Genomic DNA, 26421 nt, shown 5'->3' on the forward strand with positions numbered 1-26421 from the left:
GGGTGGATAAACAGAAAATGGGCGAGCCGAGGCTCGCCCATTTCCCTTGGTGCAGCTGCCTACTCGGCGGCCGCCACGATGTTGACGACCTTGCGGCCGCCCTTCTGGCCGAACTCGACCGAGCCCGCGGCGAGAGCGAACAGGGTGTCGTCGCCGCCACGGCCGACGTTGACGCCGGGGTGGAAGTGGGTGCCGCGCTGGCGGATGAGGATCTCGCCCGCGTTGACGACCTGGCCGCCGAAGCGCTTCACGCCGAGGCGCTGCGCGTTGGAGTCACGACCGTTGCGAGTGGAGCTCGCGCCCTTCTTGTGTGCCATGTCAGGTGCCTCTCAGCTCTACTTGATGCCGGTGATCTTGACCCGCGTGAGCTCCTGGCGGTGGCCCTGGCGCTTCTTGTAGCCGGTCTTGTTCTTGAACTTCTGGATGACGATCTTCTTGCCGCGGAGGTCGCCGAGGACCTCGGCGGTCACCGTGACCTTCGCCAGCGCCGACGCGTCGTGGGTGACGTTGTCGCCGTCCACGAGGAGCACCGGGGCGAGGGTGACGTTGCCGTTCTCGTCCGCCTTGATGCGGTCGAGGGTGACGATCGAGCCGATCTCGACCTTCTCCTGACGCCCGCCGGCGCGCACAACTGCGTAAACCACGTTCCAGCCAATCTGTTGGGATGTCCGCGGCTGTGCCGCGGCGAAGACTCGGTGCGGGCAGGGCCGCGCACACCGACGGTCTAGATTACCCGAACATCGATGCCCGGGCAATCCGGCCGCCCGCGGGGCGCATATCCGGGGTTTCCCGCCGGCGGCGCCACCGCTTCCTACAATTCTGCCATGGCCGTCCTCATCGATCCCTCGATGTGGCCGGCCCACGGCACCGTCTGGTCGCACCTCGTGAGCGACACCTCTCTGGAGGAGCTGCACGCGTTCGCGCGGGCGAACGACGTGCCGCGCCGGAGCTTCGACCTCGACCACTACGACGTGCCGGAGCATCGGGTCGCCGAACTCGTCGCGGCCGGCGCCCAGCCGGTGTCCGGCCACGAGCTTGTCTCGCGCCTGATCGCGAGCGGCCTCCGGGTCCGCGCCAGGGACCGCTGACCGGTTCCCGGTGCTCGAGGCGCGAGCGCAGTGGGCCTCAAGACCACCATCCGGACGATCGCCGTGGTGGTTCCGAGACGGCCGCTAGTGCGGCCTCCTCGATCGCGGAGGCCGCACGTCGGCTCAGTGCTTGTCGACCCCGGTGACGCCCGGCGTGAGGGCCGGCGTCGACACGCGGCGGCTGCGGGCGCGGCCCTGCCCCGGCTTCTTCGGCTCGGGCAGCGCGTCGAGCACGGCGCCGAGGAGCGACTCGGCGTCGGGCGCGATCTCGCGGCTCTTCGGCGCGGGCACGATCTCCGGCAGCGGGATGATCGGCTCGGCCTCCGCCTTCGGCGGGGCGACCGGCTCGAGCACGACCGGCTCGACGACGGCGGCCTGCGCGGCGGGGGCGGCCGGCTCGGCGTGCTCCGGGTGCTCGCCGTGCTCGCCGTGCTCGTCCTTGTGGATCGTGCTGGCGGCGATCTTCGCGAGCGCGTTGCGGGCGTCGTCGGTGATCGCGTGCGTGCTGCCGGCGGCCGGGCGCGGAGGCTGGGCGGCGGGCTGCTTGCGGCCGCCGCGGCCGCGCGGCTCCTGCTTCGACTCGACCTGGCGCGCGGGCGCATCGGCCATCGACTCCGCCAGGCCCAGGCCGAGCTTCTTGCGGGTCATCTGCACGAGGCCGAGCGAGGTGACCTCGGCCACCTGGTGCTTCGTGCGGTCGCGGCTCAGGCACTCGACGAGGCGGCGCAGCACGAGGTCGCGGTTCGTCTCGAGCACCATGTCGATGAAGTCGATGACGATGATGCCGCCGATGTCGCGCAGCCGCAGCTGGCGGACGATCTCCTCGGCCGCCTCGAGGTTGTTCTTGGTGACCGTCTCCTCGAGGTTGCCCCCCGAGCCGACGAACTTGCCGGTGTTGACGTCGATGACCGTCATCGCCTCGGTGCGGTCGATGACGAGCGAGCCGCCGGAGGGCAGCCAGACCTTGCGGTCGAGGGCCTTGTCGATCTGCTCCTGGATGCGGAAGTCGGCGAACACGTCGCTCTGGCCCGCATGCCGCTCGACGCGGTCGAGCAGGTCGGGTGCCACCGAGGTGAGGTAGTTCTCGATCGTGTTCTGCGCGTCCTCGCCGGCGATGACGAGACGGGAGAAGTCCTCGTTGAAAACGTCGCGGATGATCTTGACGAGCAGGTCCGGCTCGCTGTGCAGCAGCGCGGGCGCCTGCACCTTCTCGACCTGCGAGCTGATGTGCTGCCACTGCGCGGTGAGGCGGTTGACGTCGACGGTCAGCTGCTCCTCGGTCGCGCCCTCCGCGGCGGTGCGCACGATGACGCCGACGCCGTCGGGCAGGACCTCCTTGAGGATCTTCTTGAGGCGCGCGCGCTCAGTGTCGGGCAGCTTGCGGGAGATGCCGTTCATCGAGCCGTTGGGGACGTAGACGAGGTAGCGGCCGGGGAGGGACACCTGGCTGGTGAGGCGGGCGCCCTTGTGGCCGACCGGGTCCTTCGTGACCTGGACGAGCACCTTGTCGCCGGCCTTGAGCGCGAGCTCGATGCGGCGGGGCTGGTTCTTCTCGCCGTTCTCGGCGGCGGCGTCCCAGTCGACCTCGCCGGAGTAGAGGACGGCGTTGCGGCCGCGGCCGATGTCGACGAACGCGGCCTCCATGCTCGGCAGCACGTTCTGCACGCGGCCGAGGTAGACGTTGCCGATGAGGGACGCGTTCGCCGCCTTCGCGACGTAGTGCTCGGCGAGCACGTTGTCCTCGAGCACGCCGATCTCGATGCGGTCCGCGGTGCTGCGCACCACCATGACGCGCTCGACCGACTCGCGGCGGGCGAGGAACTCGGCCTCGGTGACAACCGCGCGGCGGCGGCCGGCGTCGCGGCCGTCGCGGCGGCGCTGCTTCTTCGCCTCGAGCCGGGTGGAGCCCTTGACCCGCTGCGGCTCGGTGATCTCCTCGACCACGCGGCGGCGCGGACGGGGCGCCTCCTCCTCGCGCGGCTCCGGACGCTCCTCGGCGACCGCCGCACCGTTGGCGCCCGACCGGCGGCGGTTGCGGCGGCGGCTCGCGGGCTGGGCGGCCGTCTCGGCCTCCTGCTCGGGCTCGTCGTCCCGGATGGCCGGCAGCGGGGCCAGCACGGGCGGCGCCTGGAAGAAGAGGGCGGTCGTGGGACCGGTGGGGCGCTCGGGCGCGGGCTCCTCGGCGGGCGCAGCGGCCTCGGCGGGGGCGGCGGCCTCGCCGGCCGCAGCCTGCCCGGCCGCAGTCTCGTCGGCCGCGGCCTGCTCGGCCGCGGGCTCCTCGGCCGGGGACTCCTCTGCGGCGGGCGCATCGGCGGCGACGGGCTGCTCGGGCTCCTGTGCAGGGGCTTCGGCGCGGGCGGGCGCCTCCGACTGCTCGGCCGGCGCATTTTGAGGCGCGGCGGCGGGCGCCTGCGCCTCCTGGGGAGCGGCATCCCCCGGCGCGTCGACGACGGCGGGGATCTCCTCCGGCGTCACGACGGGGACGGTGCCGAGCCCGGTGGATGCCCGGCGCGGCATGAACGTCCGCCGGCGTCGTGTGGGGGTCTCCGGAGAGTCGGCCTTCTTGTTGTTCTCTTCCACCATCGCTGGTGCACTCCTTGCGGGTGCGGCGTCCGCGCCGCCACATCCCGTGCTACGCGGTGGGCCCTGCCCACCTCAATCCTCTGTGCCGAGCCGTCGGCTCGCGGGCGTGCTGGGACGCCCAGCGGATATGTTCTCCGCAACCCGGGAGGCGCCTCGAGGCGATCCGGGAAAGTCCTTCGTCCCGCGCGCGGCGCGGGTCTTCCCTGATTATCGCATGAGCGGCGGTGCGCGCGTTGGAGGCGCCCTTCCCGGATGCAGGGGACGGACGAATGCCCGTGCGAGAATTCCACCCATGATGGCGCAGACACCGGCGCGACAGCCGGTCGCCATCGCCCTGCTGTTCATCGTGACCGGACTCGTGGGTCTCTACGGATCCTTCCAGCTCACGGTCGAGCGGTTCGCCCTCATCGCGGACCCCGAGACGAAGCTCAGCTGCGACATCAATCCGTTCGTCTCGTGCGGCCCTGTCATCCAGAGCGCGCAGGGCTCGCTGTTCGGCTTTCCGAATCCGCTGATCGGGCTGATGGCGTTCGTGGCGCCGGTCGCCGTCGGGGTCGGCCTGCTGGCCGGGGCGCGGTTCGCGCGGTGGTTCTGGATCCTGTTCAACGTCGGCCTGCTCGCCGCGATGGTGTTCATCCACTGGCTGATGGTGCAGACCGTGTTCGTGATCGGCACGCTCTGCCCGTATTGCATGCTCGTGTGGCTCGTGACGATCCCGCTGTTCTGGTTCGGGACGATCAACAACCTCGGGCGCAACTTCGGCCTGCCCGAGGGGGCGGCATCCCTGTTCCGGGCGGCCCTGCCGTGGGCGTGGCTGATCGTGCTGCTGAACTACCTGATCATCGTCGCGATCATCCTGCAGCACTTCCCCACCCTGCTCACGGTCCTGTTCGGCGGCTGAGCCCCTTCCCCGGTGGTTGAGGAGGCCGCGCAGCGGCCGTCTCGAAACCACGCGACCTGCGCCGAGAACCCAGCGACGCTCGTGGCTGAGTCCGGAGACAAGGTTGCCTGATTTCGAGACGCCGCCTGCGGCGGCTCCTCAATCACCGGAGGGGCGGCTCCTCAACCCGGCTGACAGGAACGCTGCGCGTTCCGGTCAGCCGAACCAGAGGGCGAGCTCGCGCCGGGCCGACTCCGGGGAGTCGCTGCCGTGCACGAGGTTCTGCTGCACCTTGAGGCCCCAGTCGCGGCCCAGGTCGCCGCGGATGGTGCCCGGTGCGGCGGTCGTCGGGTCGGTGGCGCCGGCGAGCGCCCGGAAGCCCTCGATCACGCGGTTGCCGGCGACGCGGATCGCGACGACCGGGCCCGACTCCATGAACTCGACGAGGGGCTCGTAGAACGGCTTGCCCTCGTGCTCGGCGTAGTGCTGTGCCAGCAGCTCGCGCTCCGCCTGCAGGAGCTTGATGTCGACGAGCGAGTACCCCTTCGCCTCGATGCGGCGGAGGATCTCCCCCGTCAGGTTCCGGGCGACACCGTCCGGCTTCACGAGCACCAGGGTCTCTTCCACGTCCACGCTTGTCTCCTATTCCGCGGCGGCGTTCCGCCGGTCGATACGTCCGCCCACAATGATGCAGTACGCCCACATGGCGGCGAACAAGACCCCGACGATGTACAGCTCGGTCAGCAGCACGCCGCTGAGGATGAGCGCCACCTGCACGAGCCAGCCCAGCACGATGCCGACCCGGGACCGCAGGGTGCCGACCGCGACGATGGCGAGCAGGATGAGCGCTCCCCCGCCGCCGAACGCGAGGCCCGCGGGCAGCGCGCCGAGCCCCCACACGACCAGGGCGCCGAGGAACAGCACGACGATCTCGGTGCCGAGCACGACCGAGCCGAGGGTCTCCTGCACGCTCCGGGCGCGCCGCTGACGCGCCACTACGGCTTCCACCCCTCGTCCGCGGCCATCTCGATGGCACGGCCGACGAGCGCGATGGAGCCGAACACGACGACGGCCCCGTTCTCGTGCTCGGCGGCCTCCTCGCGGGCGACGTCGAGGGCGGCGCCGATCGACGGCTCCACCCGGACGCGGTCCGCGCCGGCGACCTTCACCGCGACGGCGGCGAGATCGTCGGCGTCGCGCGCACGGTCGGACGGCGCAGTGGTCACGACGAACTCGGCGACGAGCGGATTGAGCGCGCGCAGCATCCCCTCCGCCTCCTTGTCGCCGAGCACCCCGACCACCGCGATGATCGGCGAGAACGAGAAGTAGGTGGTGAGCGCGGCCGCGAGCGACTGCGCGCCATGCGGGTTGTGCGCCGCGTCGACGAGCACGCTCGGCTCGACGCCGACGAGCTGCAGCCGGCCGGGCGAGGTGACCGCGCCGAGCCCCCCGGAGACGACCTCCGGGTCGAGCGGCGTCGTGCCGCCGCCGAGGAACGACTCGACGGCCGCGACCGCGAGCGCCGCGTTGTGCGCCTGGTGGTCGCCGTAGAGGGGCAGCACGACGTCGCGGTACTCGCCCGCGCGGCCCTGGATGGTGATGAGCTGCCCGCCCACCCCGACCGAGGTGGTGACGGAGAACCCGTTCCCCTCGACGACGAGCCGCGATTCGGTGAGCTCGGCCGCACGCTGCAGCTCGGCGAGCGCCGAGGGCGGCTGGACGGCGCTGACGACCTCGGACAGCGGCTTGATGATGCCCGACTTGGTGCGGGCGATCTCGGCGAGCGAGGAGCCCAGGCGGTTCTGGTGGTCGAGCGCGATGGGGGTGAAGACGGACACCTGGCTCTCGACGACGTTGGTGGCGTCCCACTCACCGCCCATGCCGACCTCGATCACGGCGACGTCGACGGGCGCGTCGGCGAACGAGGCGAACGCGAGCACGGTGAGCGCCTCGAAGAAGGTGAGCCGCTGCTCCCCCGCCTCGGTGAGCGACTCGTCGACCATCCGCAGGTACGGCTGGATGTCGTCCCAGTTGTAGGCGATCCGCTCGTCGGCGATCGGCTCGCCGTCGACGAGGATCCGCTCGGTGAACCGGGTGAGGTGCGGGCTGGTCAGGAGCCCGGGGCGGAGTCCGTTCGCCCGAAGGAGGCTCTCGATCATCCGGCTCGTGCTCGTCTTGCCGTTCGTCCCCGTGATGTGGATCACGGGATACGCGCGGTGCGGGTCGCCGAGCAGCTCGAGCACCCGGCGCACCGGCTCGAGGCGGGGCTGCGGGTCGCCCTCGCCGAGGCGCTGAAGCAGCTGCTCGAAGACGCGGTCCGCGCGCTCGCGGTCCTCGTCGGTGGCCTCGGGGCCGAACTCCGGCAGGTCGGGGCCGAGCTGCGGGGAGGTCAGGTCGAGTCCCGCATCCTCGGCGTCGTACTCGGGCTCGGACCCGAAGTCCGAGCGGAACCTCGGGTCGAGCCTCGGGTCGTCGGGATCGTACGTCGGCTCGTCGCGATCAGACATTGCTCACCATCCGTCCCGCCTTGCGCAGCTCGAACCGGCCGCCGTCGGCGGCTCCCCAGCTGCCGGCGGCGAGCACCGTGAGGTGCCCGTCCGCCCACGCCATCACGCGATCCGTCGACCCGGCACCCGCGGGCGCGAACTCGATGTCGAGGGCGAGCGTCTCGCCGCGGATCAGCTCGCCGAACTCGTCGAGGACGGCGGAGAGCTCGCCGTCGCCCTCGAACCGCAGCTCGATCCGGTCGGACACGTCGAGGCCGGCGCTGCGCCGGGCCTGCTGGATGTCGCGGATGAGGTCGCGCGCGTGCCCCTCGGCCTCGAGGGCCGGGGTGAGGGCGGTGTCCAGCAGGAGGAAGCCTCCACCGGGCAGGAGCGCGATCGCCGACTCGGAACCGCCGGAGATCTCGAGCGCCAGGTCGTACTCGCCCGCCTGCAGCTCGATTCCTCCCGCCACGACGGTGTCGCCGTCCTGGCTCCAGTCGCCGCTCTTCGAGGCCTTGATGACGCGCTGCACGTCCTTGCCGATGCGCGGGCCGAGGGCCCGGGCGTTGACGGTGAGCCGCGAGGTGATGCCGTACGCCTCCGCGCTCGTCTCGGCGAGATCGGTGAGCGTCACCGACTTGAGGTTGAGCTCGTCGCGCAGCAGGCCCTCGAAGGGCGCGAGCCGCGCGGCGTCCGGCGTCACGACGGTGAGGCCGGCGAGCGGCAGGCGCACCCGGAGCCCCGCCTGCTTGCGCAGCGCGAGGGCCGAGGACGTGATGGTGCGCACGCGGTCCATGTCGCGGACGAGGCCCTCGTCCGCCGGGTACGCGGCGGCGTCGGGCCAGTCGGTGAGGTGCACGCTGCGCTCCCCCGTCAGGCCGCGCCACACCTTCTCGGTCGCGAGCGGCAGCAGCGGCGCGGTGAGGCGCGCGAGCGTCTCGAGCACCGTGTAGAGGGTGTCGAACGCGTCGCGGTCGCCCTGCCAGAACCGGTCGCGGCTGCGCCGCACGTACCAGTTGGTGAGGACGTCGGCGAACTCGCGCAGCCGCTGCGCGGCGTTCGACGCGTCGAGCGCGTCGAGCTCGCCGGTCACCTCCTCGACCAGGTCGCGGAGCTTCGCGAGCACGTACCGGTCCAGCACGTCGGCCGAGTCGGTGCAGATCCGCGCCTCATAGCCCTCGCCGTCCGGGCCGCCGGCCGCGTTCGCGTAGAGGGTGAAGAAGTAGTAGGTGCTCCACAGCGGCAGCAGCAGCTGGCGCACGCCCTCGCGGATGCCCTCCTCCGTCACGACGAGGTTCCCGCCGCGCAGCACCGGGCTCGACATGAGGAACCAGCGCATCGCGTCCGAGCCGTCCCGGGCGAACACCTCGGACACGTCCGGGTAGTTGCGCAGGCTCTTCGACATCTTCTGCCCGTCGTTGCCGAGCACGATGCCGTGGCTGACCACGTTCTTGAAGGCGGGCCGGTCGAAGAGCGCCGTCGACAGGATGTGCAGCGTGTAGAACCAGCCGCGCGTCTGCCCGATGTACTCGACGATGAAGTCGGCGGGGCTGTGGGTGTCGAACCAGTCCGCGTTCTCGAACGGGTAGTGCACCTGGGCGAACGGCATCGAGCCGGAGTCGAACCACACGTCGAGGACGTCCGGGATCCGGCGCATCGTGCTCTTCCCGGTCGGATCGTCCGGGTTCGGCCGGGTCAGCTCGTCGATGAACGGGCGGTGCAGGTCGGTGGGGCGGACGCCGAAGTCGCGCTCCAGCTCGTCGAGCGAGCCGTACACGTCGACGCGCGGGTACTCGGGGTCGTCGCTCTTCCACACCGGGATGGGGCTGCCCCAGTAGCGGTTGCGGGAGATCGACCAGTCGCGGGCGCCGGAGAGCCACTTGCCGAACTGGCCGTCCTTCACGTTCTCGGGCACCCAGGTGATCTCCTGGTTGAGCTGCTCCATCCGGTCGCGGAACTCGGTGACCCGGACGAACCAGCTGGAGACCGCCTTGTAGATGAGGGGCTTCCGGCACCGCCAGCAGTGCGGGTAGGAGTGCTCGTAGCTCGCCTGGCGCAGCAGCCGGCCGCGCTCCTTGAGGTCGCGCGTGATCGGCTTGTTCGCCTCGAACACCTGAAGGCCGGCGATCTCGCCGTACATCGGCAGGAAGCGGGCGCCGTCGTCCACCGACATGATCGTCGGGATGCCGGCCGCGGTGCAGACGAGCTGGTCGTCCTCGCCGTAGGCGGGCGCCTGATGGACGATGCCGGTGCCCTCGCTCGTGGTCACGTACTCGGCGACGAGGACGCGGAACGCGTTCTGCATCCCCCACTTCTCGGTGTCGGCGTAGTAGTCCCACAGCGGCTCGTAGTGGATGCCCTCGAGCTCGCGGCCGAGGATGGTGCGCTCGATCGAGGCCTCCGCCTCCTCGGGCGTCGGGTAGCCGAGGTCCTTCGCGTAGTTCCGGACGAGCGCCTTCGCGAGCAGGTAGTCGGCGCCCCGCACCTCGCGGTCGAGGGGCGGGTACTCGCCGAGGTCGCTCGGCAGCCCGTCGGGGGCCTCGGAGTCGGGGGTGCCGTTCGGGCCGGAGCGGATGACGGCGTACTCGATGTCGGGCCCCACGGCGAGCGCCGCGTTGGTCGGCAGCGTCCACGGGGTCGTCGTCCAGGCGAGGGCGCGGGTGCCGGTGAGGCCCATGCTCTCCGCCTTCGTGCCGACGAGCGGGAACGTGACGGTCACCGTCTGGTCCTGGCGCATCTGGTAGACGTCGTCGTCCATCCGCAGCTCGTGGTTCGACAGCGGCGTCTCGTCGTTCCAGCAGTACGGCAGCACGCGGAAGCCCTCGTAGGCGAGGCCCTTGTCGTGAAGCTGCTTGAACGCCCAGAGCACGCTCTCCATGAACGTGATGTCGAGCGTCTTGTAGTCGTTCTCGAAGTCGACCCAGCGGGCGGAGCGGGTGACGTACTCCTCCCACTCCTGCGTGTAGCGGAGCACCGACTCGCGGGCGGCCGAGTTGAACGACTCGACCCCCATCGACTCGATCTCCTCCTTGCGGGTGATGCCGAGCTGGCGCATCGCCTCGAGCTCGGCCGGGAGACCGTGGGTGTCCCAGCCGAAGCGGCGGTGCACCTGCTGGCCGCGCATGGTCCGGTAGCGCGGGAAGACGTCCTTCGCGTAGCCGGTGAGGAGGTGGCCGTAGTGCGGCAGGCCGTTCGCGAACGGCGGGCCGTCGTAGAAGACCCACTCGGGGGCGCCCTCGCGCTGGTCGATGGACGCCTGGAAGGTGCCGTCCTGCGCCCAGTAGGCGAGGATCTCCTCCTCGATCTCCGGGAAGCGCGGCGACGGCGGGATGCCGAATGCCGCCCCCGTCTGCTCGGCCGTATCCGACTGCCGCGACCGGTCCTTGGGGTACATCTGGCTGGACTCCTGTGCTCGAACGATCTCTGCACGAGGACGCCTTGCGACGCGGTACCACCCCGTTTGGCCCCGCCCGCGGCGGGACCCACTCAATGCGGCGCTGACGAGCCGAACCGTCCGGTTCTACTGAGCCCGCTTGCCGGAGCCGCGCGGCCGTTCTTCCGGAGACTCCCCGGTGATGGCCGGATCACAGTCTGTGCCCGTCATCCTACCGGCTCCCCGCAAGGGACCCTTCGGCAGGATGCGCTGGTCCTCCCGACGGGATGCGCCCTGCTGCTGTCCCTCAACAGGCACTTCTGCCACCAACAGGCGGAAACCGCCCGATTCTGCCTGTTGGCGGGATTTCCGCCTGTTGAGGGACGGTCAGGAGGTGGGCGGCAGCAGCGGGGCGAAGGCGTCGACGAGGGGACCGAGGGCGACATCGACCGCCTCCCCCAGCGCCCCGCGGTCGGACCCGGTGTCGAGCCAGCGGACGCCGGCCGCGAGCAGCGCGCCCGTCGCCCCGGCGGCGAACGCCTCGGGGATGCCGTTGCGGGCCGCCGTGCGCGACAGGGTGAAGCGGCGGAGAGCCGACTCGACGGCCAGCATGCGCGGAAGGCCTGACTGGGCGACATCGCTTCGGGCACCGATCGTGACCCGCTCGACCAGGACGACCGGGGCGAGTTGCACCCGCCCCGTCAGCTCCACGAGCGCGGTGCGGACTCCCTGAGCCGGCGACTCTCCCTTCGGCAGAGCTGCGAGCACGTCGGGGAGGGCGTCGAGAACGGGATCGAGGTCGGCCCACAGCAGGTCCCCCTTCGCGGGGAAGTAGTTGAAGAAGGTGGCGCGGGCGACTCCCGCCCGCCGGGCGATCTCGTCGACGGTCGTCTTCTCGTAGCCCTGCTCGAGGAACAGCTCGGTCGCGGCGTCCTGCAGGGTCTCCCGCGAGGAGCGGCGGGGCCGGCCCGTCCCCGGACTGCCCGGCGTCCTGCTAGCGTTCATGGCGACCCTTTCTGGACTCGGTACACAAAGTACCGAACATCTCTCCGCAGGAGCCCGGCGTGACCGCAATCGCCCCCGACAAGGCGGCCTCATCCTCGTCCGTCCCCCGCCGTGTCGTCTGGGCGTCCTTCGTCGGCACCGCCCTCGAGTCGTACGACTTCTACGTCTTCGCGTACTTCGCCGCGTTCTTCGTGGGGCCGCTGTTCTTCGAGCCGCTCGGCCAGTTCGGCGGCACCCTCACGGCGTTCCTGACGATCGCGATCGGCTTCGTGGTCCGCCCGATCGGCGCGATCGTCTTCGGCCATCTCGGCGACCGGATCGGGCGCCGCAAGACGCTGCTCATCACGATCGCGATCATGGGCGTCGCGACCGGCCTCGTCGGCGTGCTGCCGCCCTACGCGGTGGCCGGCTGGCTGGGCGCGATCCTCCTCGTCGTGCTCCGGCTCCTGCAGGGCCTCTCCCTCGGCGGCGAGTGGGGCGGCGCGATCCTCCTCGCCACCGAGCACGCGACCCCCGGCCGCCGCGGCCTCTACGCCGCGATGCCGCAGCTCGGCTCCCCCGTCGGCTCGATCCTGTCGGCCGCGCTCTTCCTGCTGCTGACGGCGACCCTGCCTCCCGAGGCCCTCGCCGAGTGGGGCTGGCGCATCCCGTTCCTCACCGCGATCCCGCTGCTGCTCGTCTCCCTCTATCTGCGCTGGTCGATCGACGAGACGCCGGTGTTCAAGGCGGTCGTCCGCGAGGGCCGCCGCGACCGCATCCCGCTCGGCGCCCTGCTCCGCCGCCAGCCGGTCGCGCTGATCGTCGCGGTCGCGGCCGCGCTGCTCGGCATCGGCTCCTACTCGCTGATGAACACGTACACCGTCAACTACGGCGTCGCCGTGCTCGGCTTCAGCTACCAGGACCTGCTCGTCGCGACCACCATCGGCGGTCTCCTGCAGCTCGTCACCATTCCGCTGTTCGGCGCGTGGGCGAACCGGATCGGATCCGCCCGCGTCGTCGCCATCGGCGCGATCGGCACGCTCCTCATCGCGTTCCCGATGTACTTCCTGCTGCAGTTCTCGACGTTCGCGATCCTCGTCGGCACGATGATCATCGGCGGCATCCTGCCCACCCTCAGCTGGGCGGCGCTCGGCGGGCTCATGTCCGACCTCTTCGACGACGACTTCCGCTACTCCGCGCTCTCGGTCTCCTACAGCATCGCCGCGGTTCTCTCCGGCTTCGTGCCGGCGGTGACCCTCGCCCTCGGCGAGGCGTCCGACAACGCCTGGTGGCACCCGGGCATCGTGCTCGCGGTCATGTCGGCGGTCACCCTCGCCGGCGCGATCGCCGCCGCCCGGCTCTCGCCGCGCATCCCGGCCGGCACGGAGGCGATCGTCGCCGAGGTGGGCGAGGACGGGACGGTCCCGGCCAACCGCTAGCGAGCACGGGCCGGATCGGCCCGTCCTCCACCCCGGCCCTCGCCGCGGGGAAAACGACGTCGCCGCGCCCGAAACAACACCCGCGCGGAGGACGTTCCTGCCGCGGGGAGCGAGTCACCCTCGGCGCGCCCCTGGGGGCGGGCGGCCCGCGGCGCTCCGGTACTCTTGTGAGGCCGCGCGACGCGGCGACATACAGGCACCCTCACGCGGTGCCGCACATATCGAGACCGGAGCCCTTCATGACCGACGCCCCCCGCATCCCCGACAAGCCGGCACTCGAGGGGCTCGAGGCGAAGTGGGGCGAGCGCTGGGAGGGCGAGGGCACCTACCTCTTCCCGCGCGAGGATGCGACGCGCGAGACGATCTACTCGATCGACACTCCCCCGCCGACGGCCTCCGGCTCGCTGCACATCGGCCACGTGTTCAGCTACACGCACACCGACATCGTCGCCCGCTTCCAGCGCATGCGCGGCAAGACCGTCTTCTACCCGATGGGCTGGGACGACAACGGCCTGCCCACCGAGCGCCGGGTGCAGAACTACTACGGCGTCCGCTGCGACCCGACCCTCCCCTACGTGCCTGACTTCACGCCGCCGTTCGAGGGCGGCGACAACAAGAGCTCGAAGGCCGCCGACCAGGTGCCGGTGTCCCGCCAGAACTTCATCGAGCTGTGCGAAAAGCTGACCTTCGAGGACGAGAAGCAGTTCGAGAAGCTGTGGCGCACTCTGGGCCTCTCCGTCGACTGGACCCAGACCTACCGCACCATCGGCGATGACGCCCGCGCCGCCTCACAGCGCGCGTTCCTCCGCAACCTGGCCCGCGGCGAGGCGTACCAGGCGGATGCGCCCACCCTGTGGGACGTGACGTTCCGCACCGCGGTCGCCCAGGCCGAGCTCGAGGACCGCGTCCAGCCGGGCGCCTACCACCGCATCGCCTTCACCGCGGAGGACGGCGCCACGGTCGAGATCGAGACGAGCCGCCCCGAGCTCCTCCCCTCCTGCGTCGCCCTGATCGCGCATCCGGACGACGAGCGCTACAAGCCGCTGTTCGGCAAGACGGTGCGCACGCCGGTCTTCGGCGTCGAGGTGCCGGTTCTCCCCCACCACCTCGCTCAGGCGGACAAGGGCACCGGCATCGCCATGAACTGCACCTTCGGCGATGTCACCGACATCGCCTGGTGGCGCGAGCTGGACCTGCCGAACCGGGCCGTGATCGGGTTCGACGGCCGACTCACGGGCGAGACCCCCGAGTGGATCACGAGCGAGCAGGGCCGCGAGGCCTACGCCCGCATGGCCGGCAAGACGGTGTTCTCCGCCAAGCAGGCGATCGTCGAGGCCCTCCGCGAGACCGGCGAGCTGCTCGCCGAGCCGAAGCAGATCACCCACCCGGTGAAGTTCTACGAGAAGGGCGACCGCCCGCTCGAGATCGTCTCCACCCGCCAGTGGTACATCACGAACGGCGGCCGCAGCGAGGAGCTGCGGGAGCGCCTGCTCGGCCTCGGCCGGGAGGTCGACTTCGTGCCCGACTTCATGCGCGTCCGGTACGAGAACTGGGTGCGCGGCCTCGCCGGCGACTGGCTGGTCTCCCGCCAGCGCTTCTTCGGCGTGCCGATCCCGGTCTGGTACCCGCTCGACGCGGACGGCAACCCGCGCTTCGACGACGTGATCGCCCCGAGCGAGGACCTGCTGCCGGTCGACCCGGCGAGCGACGTGCCGCCGGGCTACGACGAGTCGCAGCGTGGCCGGCCGAACGGGTTCATCGGCGAGCTCGACATCATGGACACCTGGGCGACCTCGTCGCTCACCCCGCAGCTCGCGGGCGGCTGGGAGCGCGACGAGGAGCTCTGGAACCTCGTCGCCCCCTACGACCTGCGACCGCAGGGCCAGGACATCATCCGCACCTGGCTGTTCTCGACGTCGCTCCGCTCGCTGCTCGAGGACGGCCGCGCGCCGTGGAAGCACGCCACGATCTCGGGCTTCATCGTCGACCCGGACCGCAAGAAGATGTCGAAGTCGAAGGGCAACGTGGTCACGCCGGCCGGGATGCTCGAGCAGCACGGCTCGGACGCGGTCCGCTACTGGGCGGCCTCGAGCCGCCTCGGCACCGACGCGGCCTTCGACCCGCAGAACCCGACGCAGATCCGGATCGGGCGACGCCTCGCCATCAAGATCCTCAACGCGGCGAAGTTCATCCTCGCCTTCCCGGGCGACGGCGCCGGGCGTGAGGCGGTGCGGCACCCGCTCGACTGGAGCATGCTCGCGACGCTCGACGAGGTGGTCCGCACCGCGACCGACGCGCTGAACGAGTACGACCACGCCCGCGCGCTCGAGACGGTCGAGACGTTCTTCTGGACGTTCTGCGACGACTACCTGGAGCTCGTGAAGGAGCGCGCCTACGGCGCCGGCGAGATGGATGACGACGGCCAGGCGTCGGCGATCGCCGCCCTTCGAGAGGCGCTCGAGACGCTGCTGCGCCTGTTCGCCCCGTACGTGCCGTTCGCGACCGAGGAGGCGTGGTCCTGGTTCCAGGAGGGCTCGGTGCATCGCGCGTCGTGGCCGGAGCCGGGCCCCCTCGCCGAGTCGGCGACCCCGGAGCTGCTGCAGCTCGCCGGGGAGGCGCTGGTCGGCATCCGACGCGCCAAGACCGACGCGAAGGCGTCGCAGAAGACGCCAGTAGCATCGGCGGTGATCGCCGGACCGGACGGAAAGGTCGAGCTGCTGCAGCTCGCGGAGGGCGACCTCCGGGCGGTGGGGCGGATCGAGGACCTGTCGTTCGAGCACGGGCCCGAGCTGCAGGTCAGTCGGATCGAGCTCGCGCCGAGCGAGGAGCTCGAGAGCATCCGCGGCGACCACGCCGCACGCGGGGACAACGGCCTCGGGGACAAGGCCAGCTAGGGGAACAAGGGGAATCATGAGCACCGAAGAAGAGACCAGCACCGGCCGTTCGCGCCGCACCCTGGAGATCCGGGTCCGCCCGCTCGAGCAGGGCGACTTCTTCGCCTGGTACGAGCTGTTCGCCGGCTACGCGGAGTTCTACAACACGCCGCTCTCCGACGAGCGGGCGATGCGGGCATGGGCGTGGCTGCACGGCGCGGACTCCTCCGCCGTGCGCGGACTCGTGGCGGTCGACGCCGAGGGCAAGGTCCTCGGCATCGCGCACGTGCAGGAGTTCGAGCGCCTGCTCGAGAACGACCGCGGCCTCTACCTGGAGGACCTGTTCGTCGCCCCCGCCGCCCGGAACAGGGGCGTGGCGACGGCGCTCATCAACCACCTCAAGCAGGACGCCCGCGATCGCGGCTTCGGCGTGATCCGCTGGATCACCGCCGAGGACAACGCGACCGCCCGCGAGCTCTACGACGCGGTCGCCGAGAAGACCAACTGGGTCACCTACGACCTGAACGTCGGCTGACGCGATGATCGGCCTCGGCACCCGCTGGCGCTTCGGCACGCCGCCGCCCGCGCGACTGCCGGAGGCCGCCGCCGCGGCGGTCGCCTCCGCCGAGGAGGAGCTGCGCGGAACGGCCCCCGAGGCCGAGTCGGCGTCGTGGACGCTGACCTGGCTCGAGGGCCGTCCGGTCGCGGAGCTCGACGTGGAGACGGACCGCGGCTTCCCGACGGTCACCGTCGATCCGGTCTCCGGCGAGGGCCGGCTCTCCTTCGAGGCCTGACCCTCGCCGTCCGCCGGTCGTGCGGACATCCGCTCCCCTGATCGGGTGCCGGGTGTCCGCACGGCCGGCTTTCTGCGTTTCAGCGGCCGAGCATGCTCAGCGGTAGAGCCCCGCGCTCGCGATCAGCCGGTCGCGCTCCTGTTCGGCGCTCTGCCGCTCGAGGTGCAGTCGGTGCGCCTCGGCGGGATCGATTCCCGCGGCGCGGCGCTGCCCCCAGAGGAGCAGGGCCAGGCCGACCCGCAGCGCGATCCGGTCGATGGGACGCAGCTCGGGGTCGTGGGCCGAGATGGATATTCGTTCGGTGGTGGTTTCGAGATCACGGATCTCGAGCAGGGTGTTCACAGTGGTTCCTTCGGAGTGAAGCGGAGGGGTCGAGGCGGTCGGCACGGAAGGTGCCAGGCGCGCTCGGATGCGTCACGAGCGCGGTTGGGCGACGGGGAACGTCACCGGCTGCCGGTTCGGCGGGAGGTTGCGGAGCCGCAGGATTCGCGGGTCAGCCGCAGAGGACGCCGAAGGAGCCACGGGCAGATTGATTCGCGGTCATCGTGGTCTCCTTTCTGGGTCTCGGCGAGGACGCCAAGCTATCGGAGTTCTTCTTCTGGGGGCAAGAGGACTCGCGTCCCGAATCGGCGGGACATCCGCGGCGGCAGTGTTGCGCTCCGTGACGGCGGCACTCGGCGGCGGAAGGAGCCGCGCCTAGCCTGGACCGCACGACGGGAAGGGAGCACCGAGATGGCTCGTGGGCACCAGAAGCAGAACGTGGTCGGTCAGAACGTCATCGGACAGAGCGTTGGCACCTGCGACCACGGCATGCTCTGCGTCGACGACCGTCCCGGTCACGCGATGACGCTGCTGCGCCTGCGTCTCTCGGCATCCACCCCGCGCGGCTGGGCGGATGCCGTGGTCGCCGAGGCGGGCGAGGGCGGCTGGGTGCGCCTGCAGCTGTGGGAGGACGGCGAGGAGCGCTGGGTCTGGCATCACGCGTCGCTCGCCGACTCGCTGCACGCCGGCGATCCCGTGGCGCTGCACGAGGCCTACTCGGTTCTGGCGGTCGGCGCCGACCGCTACAACGTCGCTCAGCTCTGAGCCGCGCGCCGCCTGCCGGCGGCGGAGGTGGGGTGTCGCTAGACGTTCCGCATGGCGGTCAGCATGTCCTGGCAGGCCGTCATGCAGGCGTCGCACGCGGTCGCGCACATGGCGGCGGTCTCGCTCATCTGCATGTGGGTCGAGCACTCGTCGCGGCAGACGCGGCACATGGCGATGCACGCCTCGAGCATGGCGACCATGCTGTCCCGCTCCATGCCCATCGGGCGGAGCATCATCCGCATCATGGTGTCGCACATGTCGGCGCAGTTGGCGCAGAGGGCGGCGCACTTGCCCATGCCCTCCATGCCGGCCATGGAGTCGGCGCACATCATGCACGCCTGCATACACGCCGAACACGCGTCGATGACGTTGGCCATCGCGGTCATGTCCATCTGGGACATGATCGACGTGTCCGACATCGGCATGTTCTTCATCATCTCGGTGGCCGCGCTCATGGTTCCGCTCCATCCCGCGTCGCCGTGGGCCGTCAGGAGCGGCCGGATGGGTAACGGCGGCGTCGTCGACACCAGCGTAGGAAGCGGTTCCTCCGCGCACCAGGGGTGGACGGAGCCCGGGCGCGTCAGACGCGGGCGAGCAGCTCCCCGTGCGGGAACGCGAACCAGGCGTCCTCGCTGTCCGCCCACTCACGCCAGGCGGCGGACATGTCCTCGAGGTCCTGCTGGGTGGCGAACCCGCCCTCGACGGCCTGCCGGGCGAAGTCGGATTTGACGGCGCGGTCGGCCCAGAGCCCGCCCCACCAGGCGCGCTCCGCGGGCGAGCTGAATCCCCAGATGGAGGCGCTGGTCGTGATCTCGGCGAAGCCGGCCTGGTGGGCCCAGGCACGCAGCCGCCGTCCGGCGTTCGGCTCTCCGCCGCCGGCGCGATGCACGGCGTCGTAGACGCGGATCCACTGCGCCATGCCGGGCAGCTCGGGGTACCAGATGGTGCCGCCGTAGTCGACGTCGCGGGCGGCGACGATGCCGCCCGGCTTCACGACGCGCTTCATCTCCTGCAGCACCGCGACCGGGTCGGCGACGTGCTGCAGCACCTGGTGGGCGTGCGCGATGTCGACGCTGTCGTCCGGCAGGTCGAGCGCGTAGGCGTTGCCGGTGCGGAACGACACGTTCGCCAGCCCGCGCTCCTCCCCCAGCTTGGAGGCGCTCGCCACGATCTCCGCCGAGGCGTCGACGCCCACGACGGTGCCGGGCGCGACGCGCTCCGCGAGGTCGACGGTGATGGTGCCCGGCCCGCTGCCGAGGTCGAGCACGTCGAGGCCCGGACGGAGGTGCGGCAGGAGGTAAGCGGCGGAGTTCTCCACGGTGCGCCACGTGTGCGAGCGCAGCACGCTCTCGTGGTGGCCGTGGACGTAGCGCTCGTGTTGCATCTGTCGAAACTAGCTTGTCCGCCGAGGGATGCCGGACCGCGGCGCCCTATGTTGCGACGCTGGGGTTGAGCGGGGCGGCTGGCACTTCTTGCGCACCCGCACCGTGGGATTGGAGGCGCGTCGTCGCGCCTCGTCAACTCGACCGGTATTGCGACGCACGCAGGTTCGAGTTTTGAGAGCCGGCGCGGCCGGGCGGCAACCGCAGCGCTCGCAATCTCCGCTGTCGCGTTCGCCCTTCGTTTCTGGCGACTACAGCCGGTAGCGGTTAGTGGCGAGACGAGAGACTTACCCTAGCGGACGAGCGAGGACCGTTCAGCTGAAGCGGCCCGTAGCGGGCAGTCGAGAATGAGAGGTCGGCCGGCGATGAGCGTCAGAGTGAGGCAGGCCCTTTTCTTCGGCGGAGCGGGGCTCCTGGCAGTCTGCCTTGGCGTCTCCCTGCTCGCCGGCGGCACCCTTGAGACGAGAGATGCGATCGCTGCGACCGTCGTCGTGGTGATCGGCGCAGGCGTTGCAGTCTTCGGCCTTATCCAAGGCATCCGCGCTCTTTCTGATCGGCGATGATCTCGGCATCGTTTGTGTCCGCGGATGTTTGCGGTCTGTCCTCAGATAGACATATGCGACGGACTGATGTCGAGCGTGTAAGGAGTGCGACGGTGCCGGAAATGCGCAAGGAAGACATTGAGGCGCGGCTCACTGAGCTCGGACGACGACGTGAGGAACTGCTGTCGATGGGCTTCCGTCTGGACCCGGCGTTCCAAGCTGCATCGCTCGAGGAGCTCGATGCGATCCAGGAGGAGGAGAGGCAGCTCCTCAAGCGATCGGGGGACAGCTAGCCCCGGCTCATCTTCGTTTCTGCAGCGCTCCATGTAGTGTCCTCGTCTAGCGGCTTCACTCGATGGAGTCGGGCTACTTGGCGGTCCCCTGGACCTGTTGGGGCCCCTTGGTGCCGGGCTCGGCGGGGTCGCCCGCCAAGAGCAGGTTGTAGATCGGGCGCAAATCTGTGGCGGGGATGCTGCCGAGTTCCATCAGGTCTTTGACGAGTCGACCATTGCTCGTGAACTGGATGCCACTCCAGGTCGTATCGAATGTGGGCAACCCGAAATCCTCGGTGAGCGTTTCCCTGTAAGCGAGAAGACCTCCACCTCCCATGTCAGCCATTCGCTGCAGCTGGCCCTTCACCGTATGGGCATCCCAGCTCTTCGATCGTCGTGGCTCCTCATTCGGCATGGGGAACTCGTCGGATCGGTCTATCAGTGCGAGAAGGCACAGTTCGAGCCAGGACAAGCCTTCTGCCGTTCGAAGCGCGAAGTTAGCGGTTGCCGCGTCGATTGAAGGGGCAAACGCAACGTTGGCTAGCAGATTTCCGAGATAGGGAATCTTGCGCTCCTCGAAGGAGTCCATCGCCGCGAACATGACCCCTTCTGCGAACTCATGCCCGAAGGATCTGTCGCCGTCGAAGAAGCCGTCATCCCGCAGGGTCTGTCCTAGAACCTCCTTCGCCTTGATCGCCGCGCCGGCCTCCATGAAGACAGCACCCACGCGGATCTCCTGCCGAGGACTGAGAACGCGCGCTGCGATGTCGCTCCCGATCGCCCCCACTGCTGTGCCTGCCATGGCGGCTACCGCCGCCGAAGCAGGATCGCCACCTGCGCCCAGAAGGGTGCCAGCTCCCGCGCCGAGGACCTCTATACCGCGGGACACCAGGCGCTGAAGCGCGCTTTCCGAACTTGACATATGGCTTCGACCATATAGTTCAGCCCCGTCGGGCGCACATGGCCCCTCCCAGTCGGCCATCGCTCTTTAGCCGCAATGACGGCGCGGGCACCCAGGTGAAGGCATGCCGCGTCGCGATAGTCCTAGGACGAGTTCGCGACCCAGGACAGCGCGGATAGAGTGCGATCGGTGGATCAGAGCAACGTCATCAACCTCGGCCTCTTCCTTCTTACGGCCGTCGGCGTGCTCGTCTCATGCTGGCAGGCACTCGACGCGCGGCGCGCAAGGAACGACGCGCGCGTGGCTAGCGCCGACGCGGAGCGGCACGAGCAAGCCGCTCTCGACGCCGCTCGACGGTCCGCCCTCGCGGCCGAGGAGTCTGCCTCCGCCTCCACGCGGAGCGCTGACGCATCCGAGCGCATCGCCGCAGCGGTCGAGATGACCGCCACCCCACCTAGGCCATGGCTCCTCGAGTATGAGGGGGGCGAGCGGTGGAAGGCCATCAACAACACGGGTGTCAACGTCGACTTCGTGGCGGTCACGGGGAAGCCTCAGGCATGGGTGGTGCCAGACACCGAGGTCCCACGCGACGTAGCCGCCGGTGAGAGCATCTCCTTCAGGCTGCCAAAGAGGCTGAATAGCCCCTCCTCGGTCACGGTGAAGGTGGTCTGGCGCAATCCCGACATGACAGGCGACGAGTACTTCGAGACGGTCCGCCCCCAGTAAGGCACTTCATGGGGCGCGTCTGTTCGTCGTTCTGGTGCTGCTGCGATGCCGCGCAACGCCGCGATCGTTTCTGCACTGGCTTGACGATTGCGAAAGTGCTCGTTCCCGGTGCGTCCTACATACCGCAGTCACACCAGGTCGCTCTTGTCGTGCGTTAGGAACCTCACGAGGACGAGGATCACCGCGACCATCGAGCCGGCTACCAGTGCAACAGTGGCCCACATGAACGAGTAGCGAGCGGCTAAGGCAGCCATCAAGAGTCCCAGTGCTGCCAGCACGACCAAGGCGACCACGCACGCACCGATCACGCGACCAGGCTTAGAGTGCAACCACATTTCCCTCACCGCCCCCGGCCGTCGAATGTACCGGTGCGCGACGACGGGCAGCGCGAATGCGACCAGGACGCTCAGGACGACCATCACCCACACCGCCACATCCCGCCAGTCCTCAAACATGCACCGAGCGTAGGACCCCCACTGCGCGGATGACGCACATAGGTGGAACCCCAAGAGGCCGTATTGGGTACCGCCGGAAGATTGTTGCCGCACAGGCCATGCTCGTGCTGCTGGTGGCGCTCGTAGCGGTGATCTTCGGACGTAGCGACGGACTGTCGCCTGCCGACCTGATCATCAAATTTGACCGAGGCAGCTCGCAATTGGTCGGCGCTTCACCCTGACGCCCCGTCGGCGCACATATGGAGCGCGAGGAGGAGTGAGGCCGAGGCGAAGCAAGGCGGCACTCGGTTCTGACGTCGCATTGAGCGATCACGGGCAGCCGGGGTAGCGGTCTGGAAGGAATGCTCCGGAGATCGGCGGGCGCCGGAATATCGAGGGTAGTGTCGGATGCCCGGATCACAGCGAACCAGGGCGAATGTCGGGAGGGGTGGATGGGCAAGGCCGGACGGGCGCAGAACCTTCAGCGGGACGCCAAGCGGGCTCAGCGGCTGTTGCCCGAGCTGACTACGGCGATCGGCGACATGTATGGGACCGAGGCGGAGTGCGTCGAAGCGACGGCGCTGCTGTGCATTGTTGCGGGGCGGCTCGGCATCACAGCCCGGCCGCGGGCTGTGTCGCTCTTCGCCTACTCGCCATCGCTTCGCGCTGTCGCCATTACGGGAGCTCGCGGGCTTGCTGAGGCGCAGGAGCGCGGGTTGGCTCCCTCCGATCGAAGCGTCGACGACTACCCAGGGGAACGTCCCTGGGCGGAGGTCGGGCATATGGTCGCGCTGACAAGCAATCCACTCATGGTTCTCGACCCGGCCTTCCGTCAATTTTCGGCCGCGGGCCTCCCACGCATTTCGGTCCTCGGAGCAGTGCGGTCAGCAACTCCAGAGGACGGAGTCTGGCGGGTTTGGATTCCGGGGAGTGATGTGGAGATCGCGTACTTTTGCGCCGACGACAGCACCGGCTGGCAGGAAGACTTCGAGGCGGTCAAGCCGCAGCTCCGGGGGGATGCTGACACGCTTACGGAGTGGTTCCGTCGCGGTGGCGACGCCGATGGGCTCAGACAACACATCATCCCTCGGACGTTCTTCCCGAGCGACGACGATTAGGTCCGCAGAGGATCGAGCCGGTGGCATCGCGGGGAGGGGCTCAGAGCCGGAGCCGGATGTCGCCTCGTGTTTGGGAGCCAGATCCCATCCGGGAATCGTTACTGCCTCTAGGCTCCAGCTGTGGGGAGAACGCGCCGGCTTCGCGTTACCGCCGTGATCTTCGCGATCGTGGCTGCGTCCGCGGCTGTTGCGGGCATCGTGCTCGCCGGCTTCGGTGTTCGATGGCTACCGTTCGGTTTCGTCATGACCTTCTGCGGGATGGGCGCACTCCTGATTTGGTCGCGGTCGGATCCTGTCTTCGACGAGCGACACCGCGACGGTGACCATCAAGAGGACGACTGAGCGATTCGGCTCGCGCTTCTCGATCGAATATGACCCGCCCCACCCGCCATCGCGCAGGGTTCGTACTCTCACGGCATGAACCACAACATGACGGGAACGAAGCTCGGCTACCTGCGGGTGAGCACCAGATCCCAGGATCTGCAACTTCAGCACGACGCCCTCGACGCCGCCGGAGTTCTGAAGCGCAACCGCTACATCGACCACGGGGTGAGCGAATCAACCACCACCCGTCCCGGACTCAACGCCCTCCTCGCTGTTGCCGTGCCGGGCGACACGGTCGTGACCTACGCCCCTGACCGTCTCGGCCGAAACGCGGCGCACGTGCTGACTCTCCTCGAGGACCTCAGCGAGCGCGACATCAACGTGGTCAGCATCCGAGACGGTTTGGATTCCTCAACCACTCAGGGGCAGATCATGATGAAGCTGCTGTCCGTTGTCGCCGAGCTCGAGCGCAGCTTCATCAGCGAACGAACCGTGGCCGGCCTGGCGGCCGCGAAGGCGCAAGGACGAGTGGGCGGGCGACCGCGAGCCTTGGACAGCAAACGTTCCAAGCAGGCTCAGGTGCTGCGGTCCGCCGGAAACTCACCCCAGGACATCGCGAAACTTCTTGGCTGTTCGGTGTCGACCGTGTACCGAATCACGAGGGCGTCAGACGCCACGAAGGCAGCGACGCTGACCTGACGTGCGGGGCGCTGTCCTTCCTGAGAGAGCAGTCGACCGGTCGGCACTGATGGCCGCCTGTAAGTCAACTGAGCGGCGAGCCTTCGGGCTAACTCGTGTCCGTACGCTCGACATCGGAGGCAGGAATGCGGCTGGGGCTTCGGAGGGACATCTCGCGCTCGGCGACCGAGGCTGGGGAGAAAGCCTCCTTCATCGAACTGTTCTTCGACCTGGTGTTCGTGCTCGCGGTGACGCAGGTGGCGCACACGGTCGTCGTGTCGCTGGAAAAGGGCGAGACCCTGCTCGGCCTGCTCGAGGCGGCGGTGCTTGTGCTCGCGCTGTGGTGGGTGTGGGTCTACACGGCGTGGATCACCAACTGGCTGAATCCTGAGACCGCGCCGGTTCGCGGCCTCCTGTTGGTGCTCATGCTCGTCGGGTTGCTCATGAGCACCTCGATACCGGAGGCGTTCGCCGGCCGGGGCCTGATCTTCGCACTCGCGTACGTCACCATGCAGGTCGGCCGTTCGCTGTTCGCGGCGTTCGCGATGGCGCGGCACAACCCGGATGGCGCGTCGAACCTCCGTCGACTCGCGCTGTGGTTTTCGCTAGGGGGCGTGTTCTGGATCGTCGGCGGCGTCATCGCCGACCCGTGGATCCGTCTGGGACTCTGGGCGCTCGCAATAGCCATCGATTACGGGGCCGCCAGCCTGCGCTACCGACTGCCGTGGTTCAAGGAGAGCGCCTCGAACGTCTGGGACCTCGCCTCCGCCCACCTGGCGGAGCGCACGGCGCTGTTCATGATCATCGCGTTCGGTGAGGGGATCCTCGTCACCGGCAGCTTCTTCGCGGAGCACGAGATCACTCCGGAGGGGGTGACGGCGTTCCTAGCCGCGATCACCGGAACGGTGCTGCTGTGGCTGGTCTACTTCAACCGGGCTGAGCGGCGCGGTCGGAAGTTCATGGAGGAGTCCGACGAATCCGTTGAAGTGGCGCGTTACAGCTACACCTATGTGCACGTGGTGCTGGTGGTCGGGGTCGTGCTGGTGGCCGTCTCGGACGAGCTCTTGCTCGCCCACCCGCTGGAGGGCACGGGCGGCTACACCCCGCTACTGATCTACGCAGCGCCGGCGATCTACCTTGTCGGCAACGTGTGGTTCAAGAAGTCGACCGGCACGTTCCCGCTCGCCTCGCACCTCGTCGGCATCCTTCCGCTCATGGCACTCGCGCTCCTGGTCCCGCTGCTCGCGCCGCGTTCCAGTCCGCTCCTCCATGCCTGGGTCGCGAATGCGCTGGTCCTGGCGGTGCTGATCTTCGAAGAGGTCGGCGTTCGGCGCGCACGCGCGCGGACGGGCGGGCGGGATGAACAGCCGGACGAGTTGGAGCTCGAGGAGCCACCCGAGGGGGACGGCGCCAAGGAGTAGATCAGGCCGGTGACACGGGTACCCAAGGCTCGTCCGGCCTCGCCGACGAGCGTTCCTTCGGAAGTCGCCGAGGGTCAGCGGCCAAAGGCAATCCGGTCGACCTTCCGGTGGTGGTGCATGCTGGGGATGGACCCGAAGGCCCGATACTTTGACCTCGTGCAGAACGATCCCCAGGAGAAAAATCCGTGGTGGTTGCTCACGAACGACCAGGGAACTGCTCGCTGGTGGGTCGTGGGATCCGCAGTCTTCGTCCTCGCTGATGCGCTCTCTCTCCTGATCGGTGCCACGCCTCCCGGGGCGATGCTCGCGTTCGCGGTGATCTCCCTGACCTGCGGGATCGCGATTCTCGGAATGGCAGTCGCTTCATGGTTGAGGGCGAGTGGGCTGAAGCGATCCAGCGGACGGACCGAGGGTGGCTCCAACGCGCACGCGCTCACTCGAGGTGACCAGGATTGACCATCATTCGCACCGCCGCAGCAGCAGCCGCCCTGCTCGCGCTCGCCGCGCTCACCGGCTGCACCGCTGGGGCGGGCTCGGTCCTGCCCGACACCGAGTCGAGCGCCCCGTCGATCGGCGCGGCGAGCCCCGCGCCGATCGACGGGGACTCGAACGGTGACGGCGAGCTCTCCGAGTTCGAGAAGCAGGTGCACGCGAAGGACGCTCCCCGCGACATCACCCTCCACGACGGCACCGTCGTCGCAGTGACTCCCGGCCAGCCCCTCCCCCAGCCGGTCATCGACCAGATCGCCGCCGACGCGGCGCCTGGGGCGGCCCTGGCGCAGTCCGCCGACGACGAGCGTGCGCCTGTCGCGGGGATGAGGAGCATCCGTGAGGTCGCGGGCTCGTACGCGGACGAGCTCGGCCGCACCGTCGTCATCGTCTACCGGGACGGCTTCGGCTACTGGGGCTCGATCTCCTCCGTCGGCAACTCCGGCGTCACTGGGCTCAGAGGCACCACCGACCGGGACGCGATGGTCGCGGCGGTGGCCGACTGGGCCGCGACGAACGACGCCTACATGGTCGTCGTCGACTGACCG

General features: G+C 69.5%; 28 protein-coding genes. 15 read left to right on the forward strand and 13 right to left on the reverse strand.

The window, feature by feature from the left end; all coding sequences use genetic code 11:
* Positions 1-59: 59 nt before the first annotated feature.
* The gene (gene rpmA / locus J3P36_RS04790) at positions 60-317 is read right to left on the reverse strand and encodes a 50S ribosomal protein L27 (protein ID WP_210506085.1); all 258 of its coding nucleotides are present in this window, start codon (positions 315-317) and stop codon (positions 60-62) included.
* Positions 318-335: 18 nt separating this feature from the next.
* Positions 336-644 (reverse strand): 50S ribosomal protein L21, encoded by a 309-nt coding sequence (gene rplU, locus J3P36_RS04795; protein ID WP_210506086.1) that lies wholly within the window; start codon positions 642-644, stop codon positions 336-338.
* A gap of 180 nt (positions 645-824) precedes the next feature.
* Here rplU and J3P36_RS04800 point away from each other — a divergent pair, with 180 nt between their 5' ends.
* Positions 825-1088 carry a DUF4031 domain-containing protein gene (locus J3P36_RS04800; protein WP_210506087.1) on the forward strand — a complete coding sequence of 88 codons (264 nt, stop codon included), beginning with the start codon at positions 825-827 and terminating at the stop codon, positions 1086-1088.
* 123 nt (positions 1089-1211) lie between these two features.
* Here J3P36_RS04800 and J3P36_RS04805 read toward each other — a convergent pair whose 3' ends face one another.
* Positions 1212-3605: an Rne/Rng family ribonuclease gene (locus tag J3P36_RS04805; protein WP_374100710.1), complete on the reverse strand. Its 2394-nt coding sequence runs from the start codon at positions 3603-3605 to the stop codon at positions 1212-1214.
* Between the two features lie 358 nt (positions 3606-3963).
* Here J3P36_RS04805 and J3P36_RS04810 point away from each other — a divergent pair, with 358 nt between their 5' ends.
* Positions 3964-4572: a vitamin K epoxide reductase family protein gene (locus J3P36_RS04810; RefSeq protein ID WP_246854142.1), complete on the forward strand. Its 609-nt coding sequence runs from the start codon at positions 3964-3966 to the stop codon at positions 4570-4572.
* A 195-nt stretch (positions 4573-4767) separates the two neighbouring features.
* Here the strand turns inward: J3P36_RS04810 and ndk are convergent, their stop codons facing one another.
* The 5 genes from ndk to J3P36_RS04835 all read right to left on the reverse strand — a co-directional run bounded on the left by ndk (position 4768) and on the right by J3P36_RS04835 (position 11415).
* On the reverse strand, positions 4768-5184 hold the full coding sequence (gene ndk, locus J3P36_RS04815) for a nucleoside-diphosphate kinase (RefSeq protein ID WP_210506089.1): 417 nt from the start codon (positions 5182-5184) through the stop codon (positions 4768-4770).
* A 9-nt stretch (positions 5185-5193) separates the two neighbouring features.
* A complete protein-coding gene (locus J3P36_RS04820; RefSeq protein ID WP_307806951.1) occupies positions 5194-5547 on the reverse strand; it encodes a DUF4233 domain-containing protein in 354 nt (117 codons plus the stop codon).
* The gene (locus J3P36_RS04825) at positions 5547-7058 is read right to left on the reverse strand and encodes a folylpolyglutamate synthase/dihydrofolate synthase family protein (RefSeq protein WP_210506091.1); all 1512 of its coding nucleotides are present in this window, start codon (positions 7056-7058) and stop codon (positions 5547-5549) included. The genes J3P36_RS04820 and J3P36_RS04825 overlap by 1 nt, the downstream gene beginning before the upstream one ends.
* The gene (gene ileS, locus J3P36_RS04830; protein ID WP_210506092.1) at positions 7051-10431 is read right to left on the reverse strand and encodes an isoleucine--tRNA ligase; all 3381 of its coding nucleotides are present in this window, start codon (positions 10429-10431) and stop codon (positions 7051-7053) included. Before ileS ends, J3P36_RS04825 begins: the two co-directional genes overlap by 8 nt.
* A gap of 366 nt (positions 10432-10797) precedes the next feature.
* Entirely contained in the window at positions 10798-11415 is a 618-nt protein-coding gene (locus J3P36_RS04835) for a TetR family transcriptional regulator (RefSeq protein ID WP_210506093.1), read from the reverse strand.
* Between the two features lie 59 nt (positions 11416-11474).
* Between J3P36_RS04835 and J3P36_RS04840 the strand changes: the two genes are divergently transcribed.
* The 4 genes from J3P36_RS04840 (at position 11475) to J3P36_RS04855 (ending at position 16500) form a co-directional block, all read left to right on the forward strand.
* Positions 11475-12833, forward strand: coding sequence for an MFS transporter (locus J3P36_RS04840; RefSeq protein WP_307806952.1), 1359 nt, complete (start codon positions 11475-11477; stop codon positions 12831-12833).
* 239 nt (positions 12834-13072) lie between these two features.
* Positions 13073-15727, forward strand: coding sequence for a valine--tRNA ligase (gene valS, locus J3P36_RS04845; protein WP_210506094.1), 2655 nt, complete (start codon positions 13073-13075; stop codon positions 15725-15727).
* A 16-nt stretch (positions 15728-15743) separates the two neighbouring features.
* Positions 15744-16241 (forward strand): GNAT family N-acetyltransferase, encoded by a 498-nt coding sequence (locus J3P36_RS04850; RefSeq protein WP_210506095.1) that lies wholly within the window; start codon positions 15744-15746, stop codon positions 16239-16241.
* A gap of 4 nt (positions 16242-16245) precedes the next feature.
* Complete coding sequence (locus J3P36_RS04855; protein ID WP_210506096.1) at positions 16246-16500, forward strand: hypothetical protein; 255 nt, start codon at positions 16246-16248, stop codon at positions 16498-16500.
* A gap of 96 nt (positions 16501-16596) precedes the next feature.
* Here the strand turns inward: J3P36_RS04855 and J3P36_RS04860 are convergent, their stop codons facing one another.
* Positions 16597-16842 carry a hypothetical protein gene (locus tag J3P36_RS04860; protein ID WP_210506097.1) on the reverse strand — a complete coding sequence of 82 codons (246 nt, stop codon included), beginning with the start codon at positions 16840-16842 and terminating at the stop codon, positions 16597-16599.
* 390 nt (positions 16843-17232) lie between these two features.
* Here J3P36_RS04860 and J3P36_RS04865 point away from each other — a divergent pair, with 390 nt between their 5' ends.
* Complete coding sequence (locus J3P36_RS04865; RefSeq protein WP_210506098.1) at positions 17233-17586, forward strand: hypothetical protein; 354 nt, start codon at positions 17233-17235, stop codon at positions 17584-17586.
* Between the two features lie 38 nt (positions 17587-17624).
* Here the strand turns inward: J3P36_RS04865 and J3P36_RS04870 are convergent, their stop codons facing one another.
* The gene (locus J3P36_RS04870) at positions 17625-18005 is read right to left on the reverse strand and encodes a hypothetical protein (RefSeq protein WP_246854143.1); all 381 of its coding nucleotides are present in this window, start codon (positions 18003-18005) and stop codon (positions 17625-17627) included.
* A gap of 161 nt (positions 18006-18166) precedes the next feature.
* Positions 18167-18970 (reverse strand): methyltransferase domain-containing protein, encoded by an 804-nt coding sequence (locus J3P36_RS04875; protein ID WP_210506100.1) that lies wholly within the window; start codon positions 18968-18970, stop codon positions 18167-18169.
* Between the two features lie 363 nt (positions 18971-19333).
* On the opposite strand from J3P36_RS04875, the gene J3P36_RS04880 reads away from it, so the two are divergent.
* Positions 19334-19531 (forward strand): hypothetical protein, encoded by a 198-nt coding sequence (locus J3P36_RS04880; protein ID WP_210506101.1) that lies wholly within the window; start codon positions 19334-19336, stop codon positions 19529-19531.
* A 92-nt stretch (positions 19532-19623) separates the two neighbouring features.
* Positions 19624-19803, forward strand: a complete 180-nt coding sequence (locus J3P36_RS04885) for a hypothetical protein (RefSeq protein WP_210506102.1) — start codon at positions 19624-19626, stop codon at positions 19801-19803.
* Between the two features lie 73 nt (positions 19804-19876).
* Here J3P36_RS04885 and J3P36_RS04890 read toward each other — a convergent pair whose 3' ends face one another.
* Complete coding sequence (locus J3P36_RS04890; protein WP_210506103.1) at positions 19877-20509, reverse strand: hypothetical protein; 633 nt, start codon at positions 20507-20509, stop codon at positions 19877-19879.
* A gap of 363 nt (positions 20510-20872) precedes the next feature.
* On the opposite strand from J3P36_RS04890, the gene J3P36_RS04895 reads away from it, so the two are divergent.
* Positions 20873-21409 carry a hypothetical protein gene (locus tag J3P36_RS04895; RefSeq protein WP_210506104.1) on the forward strand — a complete coding sequence of 179 codons (537 nt, stop codon included), beginning with the start codon at positions 20873-20875 and terminating at the stop codon, positions 21407-21409.
* Between the two features lie 128 nt (positions 21410-21537).
* On the opposite strand, the gene J3P36_RS04900 is transcribed toward J3P36_RS04895, so the two are convergent.
* Positions 21538-21864 carry a hypothetical protein gene (locus J3P36_RS04900; RefSeq protein WP_210506105.1) on the reverse strand — a complete coding sequence of 109 codons (327 nt, stop codon included), beginning with the start codon at positions 21862-21864 and terminating at the stop codon, positions 21538-21540.
* Positions 21865-22295: 431 nt separating this feature from the next.
* Here J3P36_RS04900 and J3P36_RS04905 point away from each other — a divergent pair, with 431 nt between their 5' ends.
* The 5 genes from J3P36_RS04905 (at position 22296) to J3P36_RS04925 (ending at position 26418) form a co-directional block, all read left to right on the forward strand.
* Positions 22296-22961 (forward strand): hypothetical protein, encoded by a 666-nt coding sequence (locus tag J3P36_RS04905; protein WP_210506106.1) that lies wholly within the window; start codon positions 22296-22298, stop codon positions 22959-22961.
* A gap of 153 nt (positions 22962-23114) precedes the next feature.
* Positions 23115-23303 carry a hypothetical protein gene (locus J3P36_RS04910; RefSeq protein ID WP_210506107.1) on the forward strand — a complete coding sequence of 63 codons (189 nt, stop codon included), beginning with the start codon at positions 23115-23117 and terminating at the stop codon, positions 23301-23303.
* A 75-nt stretch (positions 23304-23378) separates the two neighbouring features.
* The gene (locus J3P36_RS04915) at positions 23379-23984 is read left to right on the forward strand and encodes a recombinase family protein (protein WP_210506108.1); all 606 of its coding nucleotides are present in this window, start codon (positions 23379-23381) and stop codon (positions 23982-23984) included.
* Between the two features lie 125 nt (positions 23985-24109).
* Positions 24110-25384 carry a low temperature requirement protein A gene (locus J3P36_RS04920; RefSeq protein WP_210506109.1) on the forward strand — a complete coding sequence of 425 codons (1275 nt, stop codon included), beginning with the start codon at positions 24110-24112 and terminating at the stop codon, positions 25382-25384.
* Between the two features lie 452 nt (positions 25385-25836).
* Positions 25837-26418, forward strand: coding sequence for a hypothetical protein (locus tag J3P36_RS04925; protein WP_210506110.1), 582 nt, complete (start codon positions 25837-25839; stop codon positions 26416-26418).
* Positions 26419-26421: the final 3 nt, after the last annotated feature.

This window comes from Naasia sp. SYSU D00057 (genome assembly GCF_017916505.1).
Lineage (GTDB): Bacteria > Actinomycetota > Actinomycetes > Actinomycetales > Microbacteriaceae > Naasia.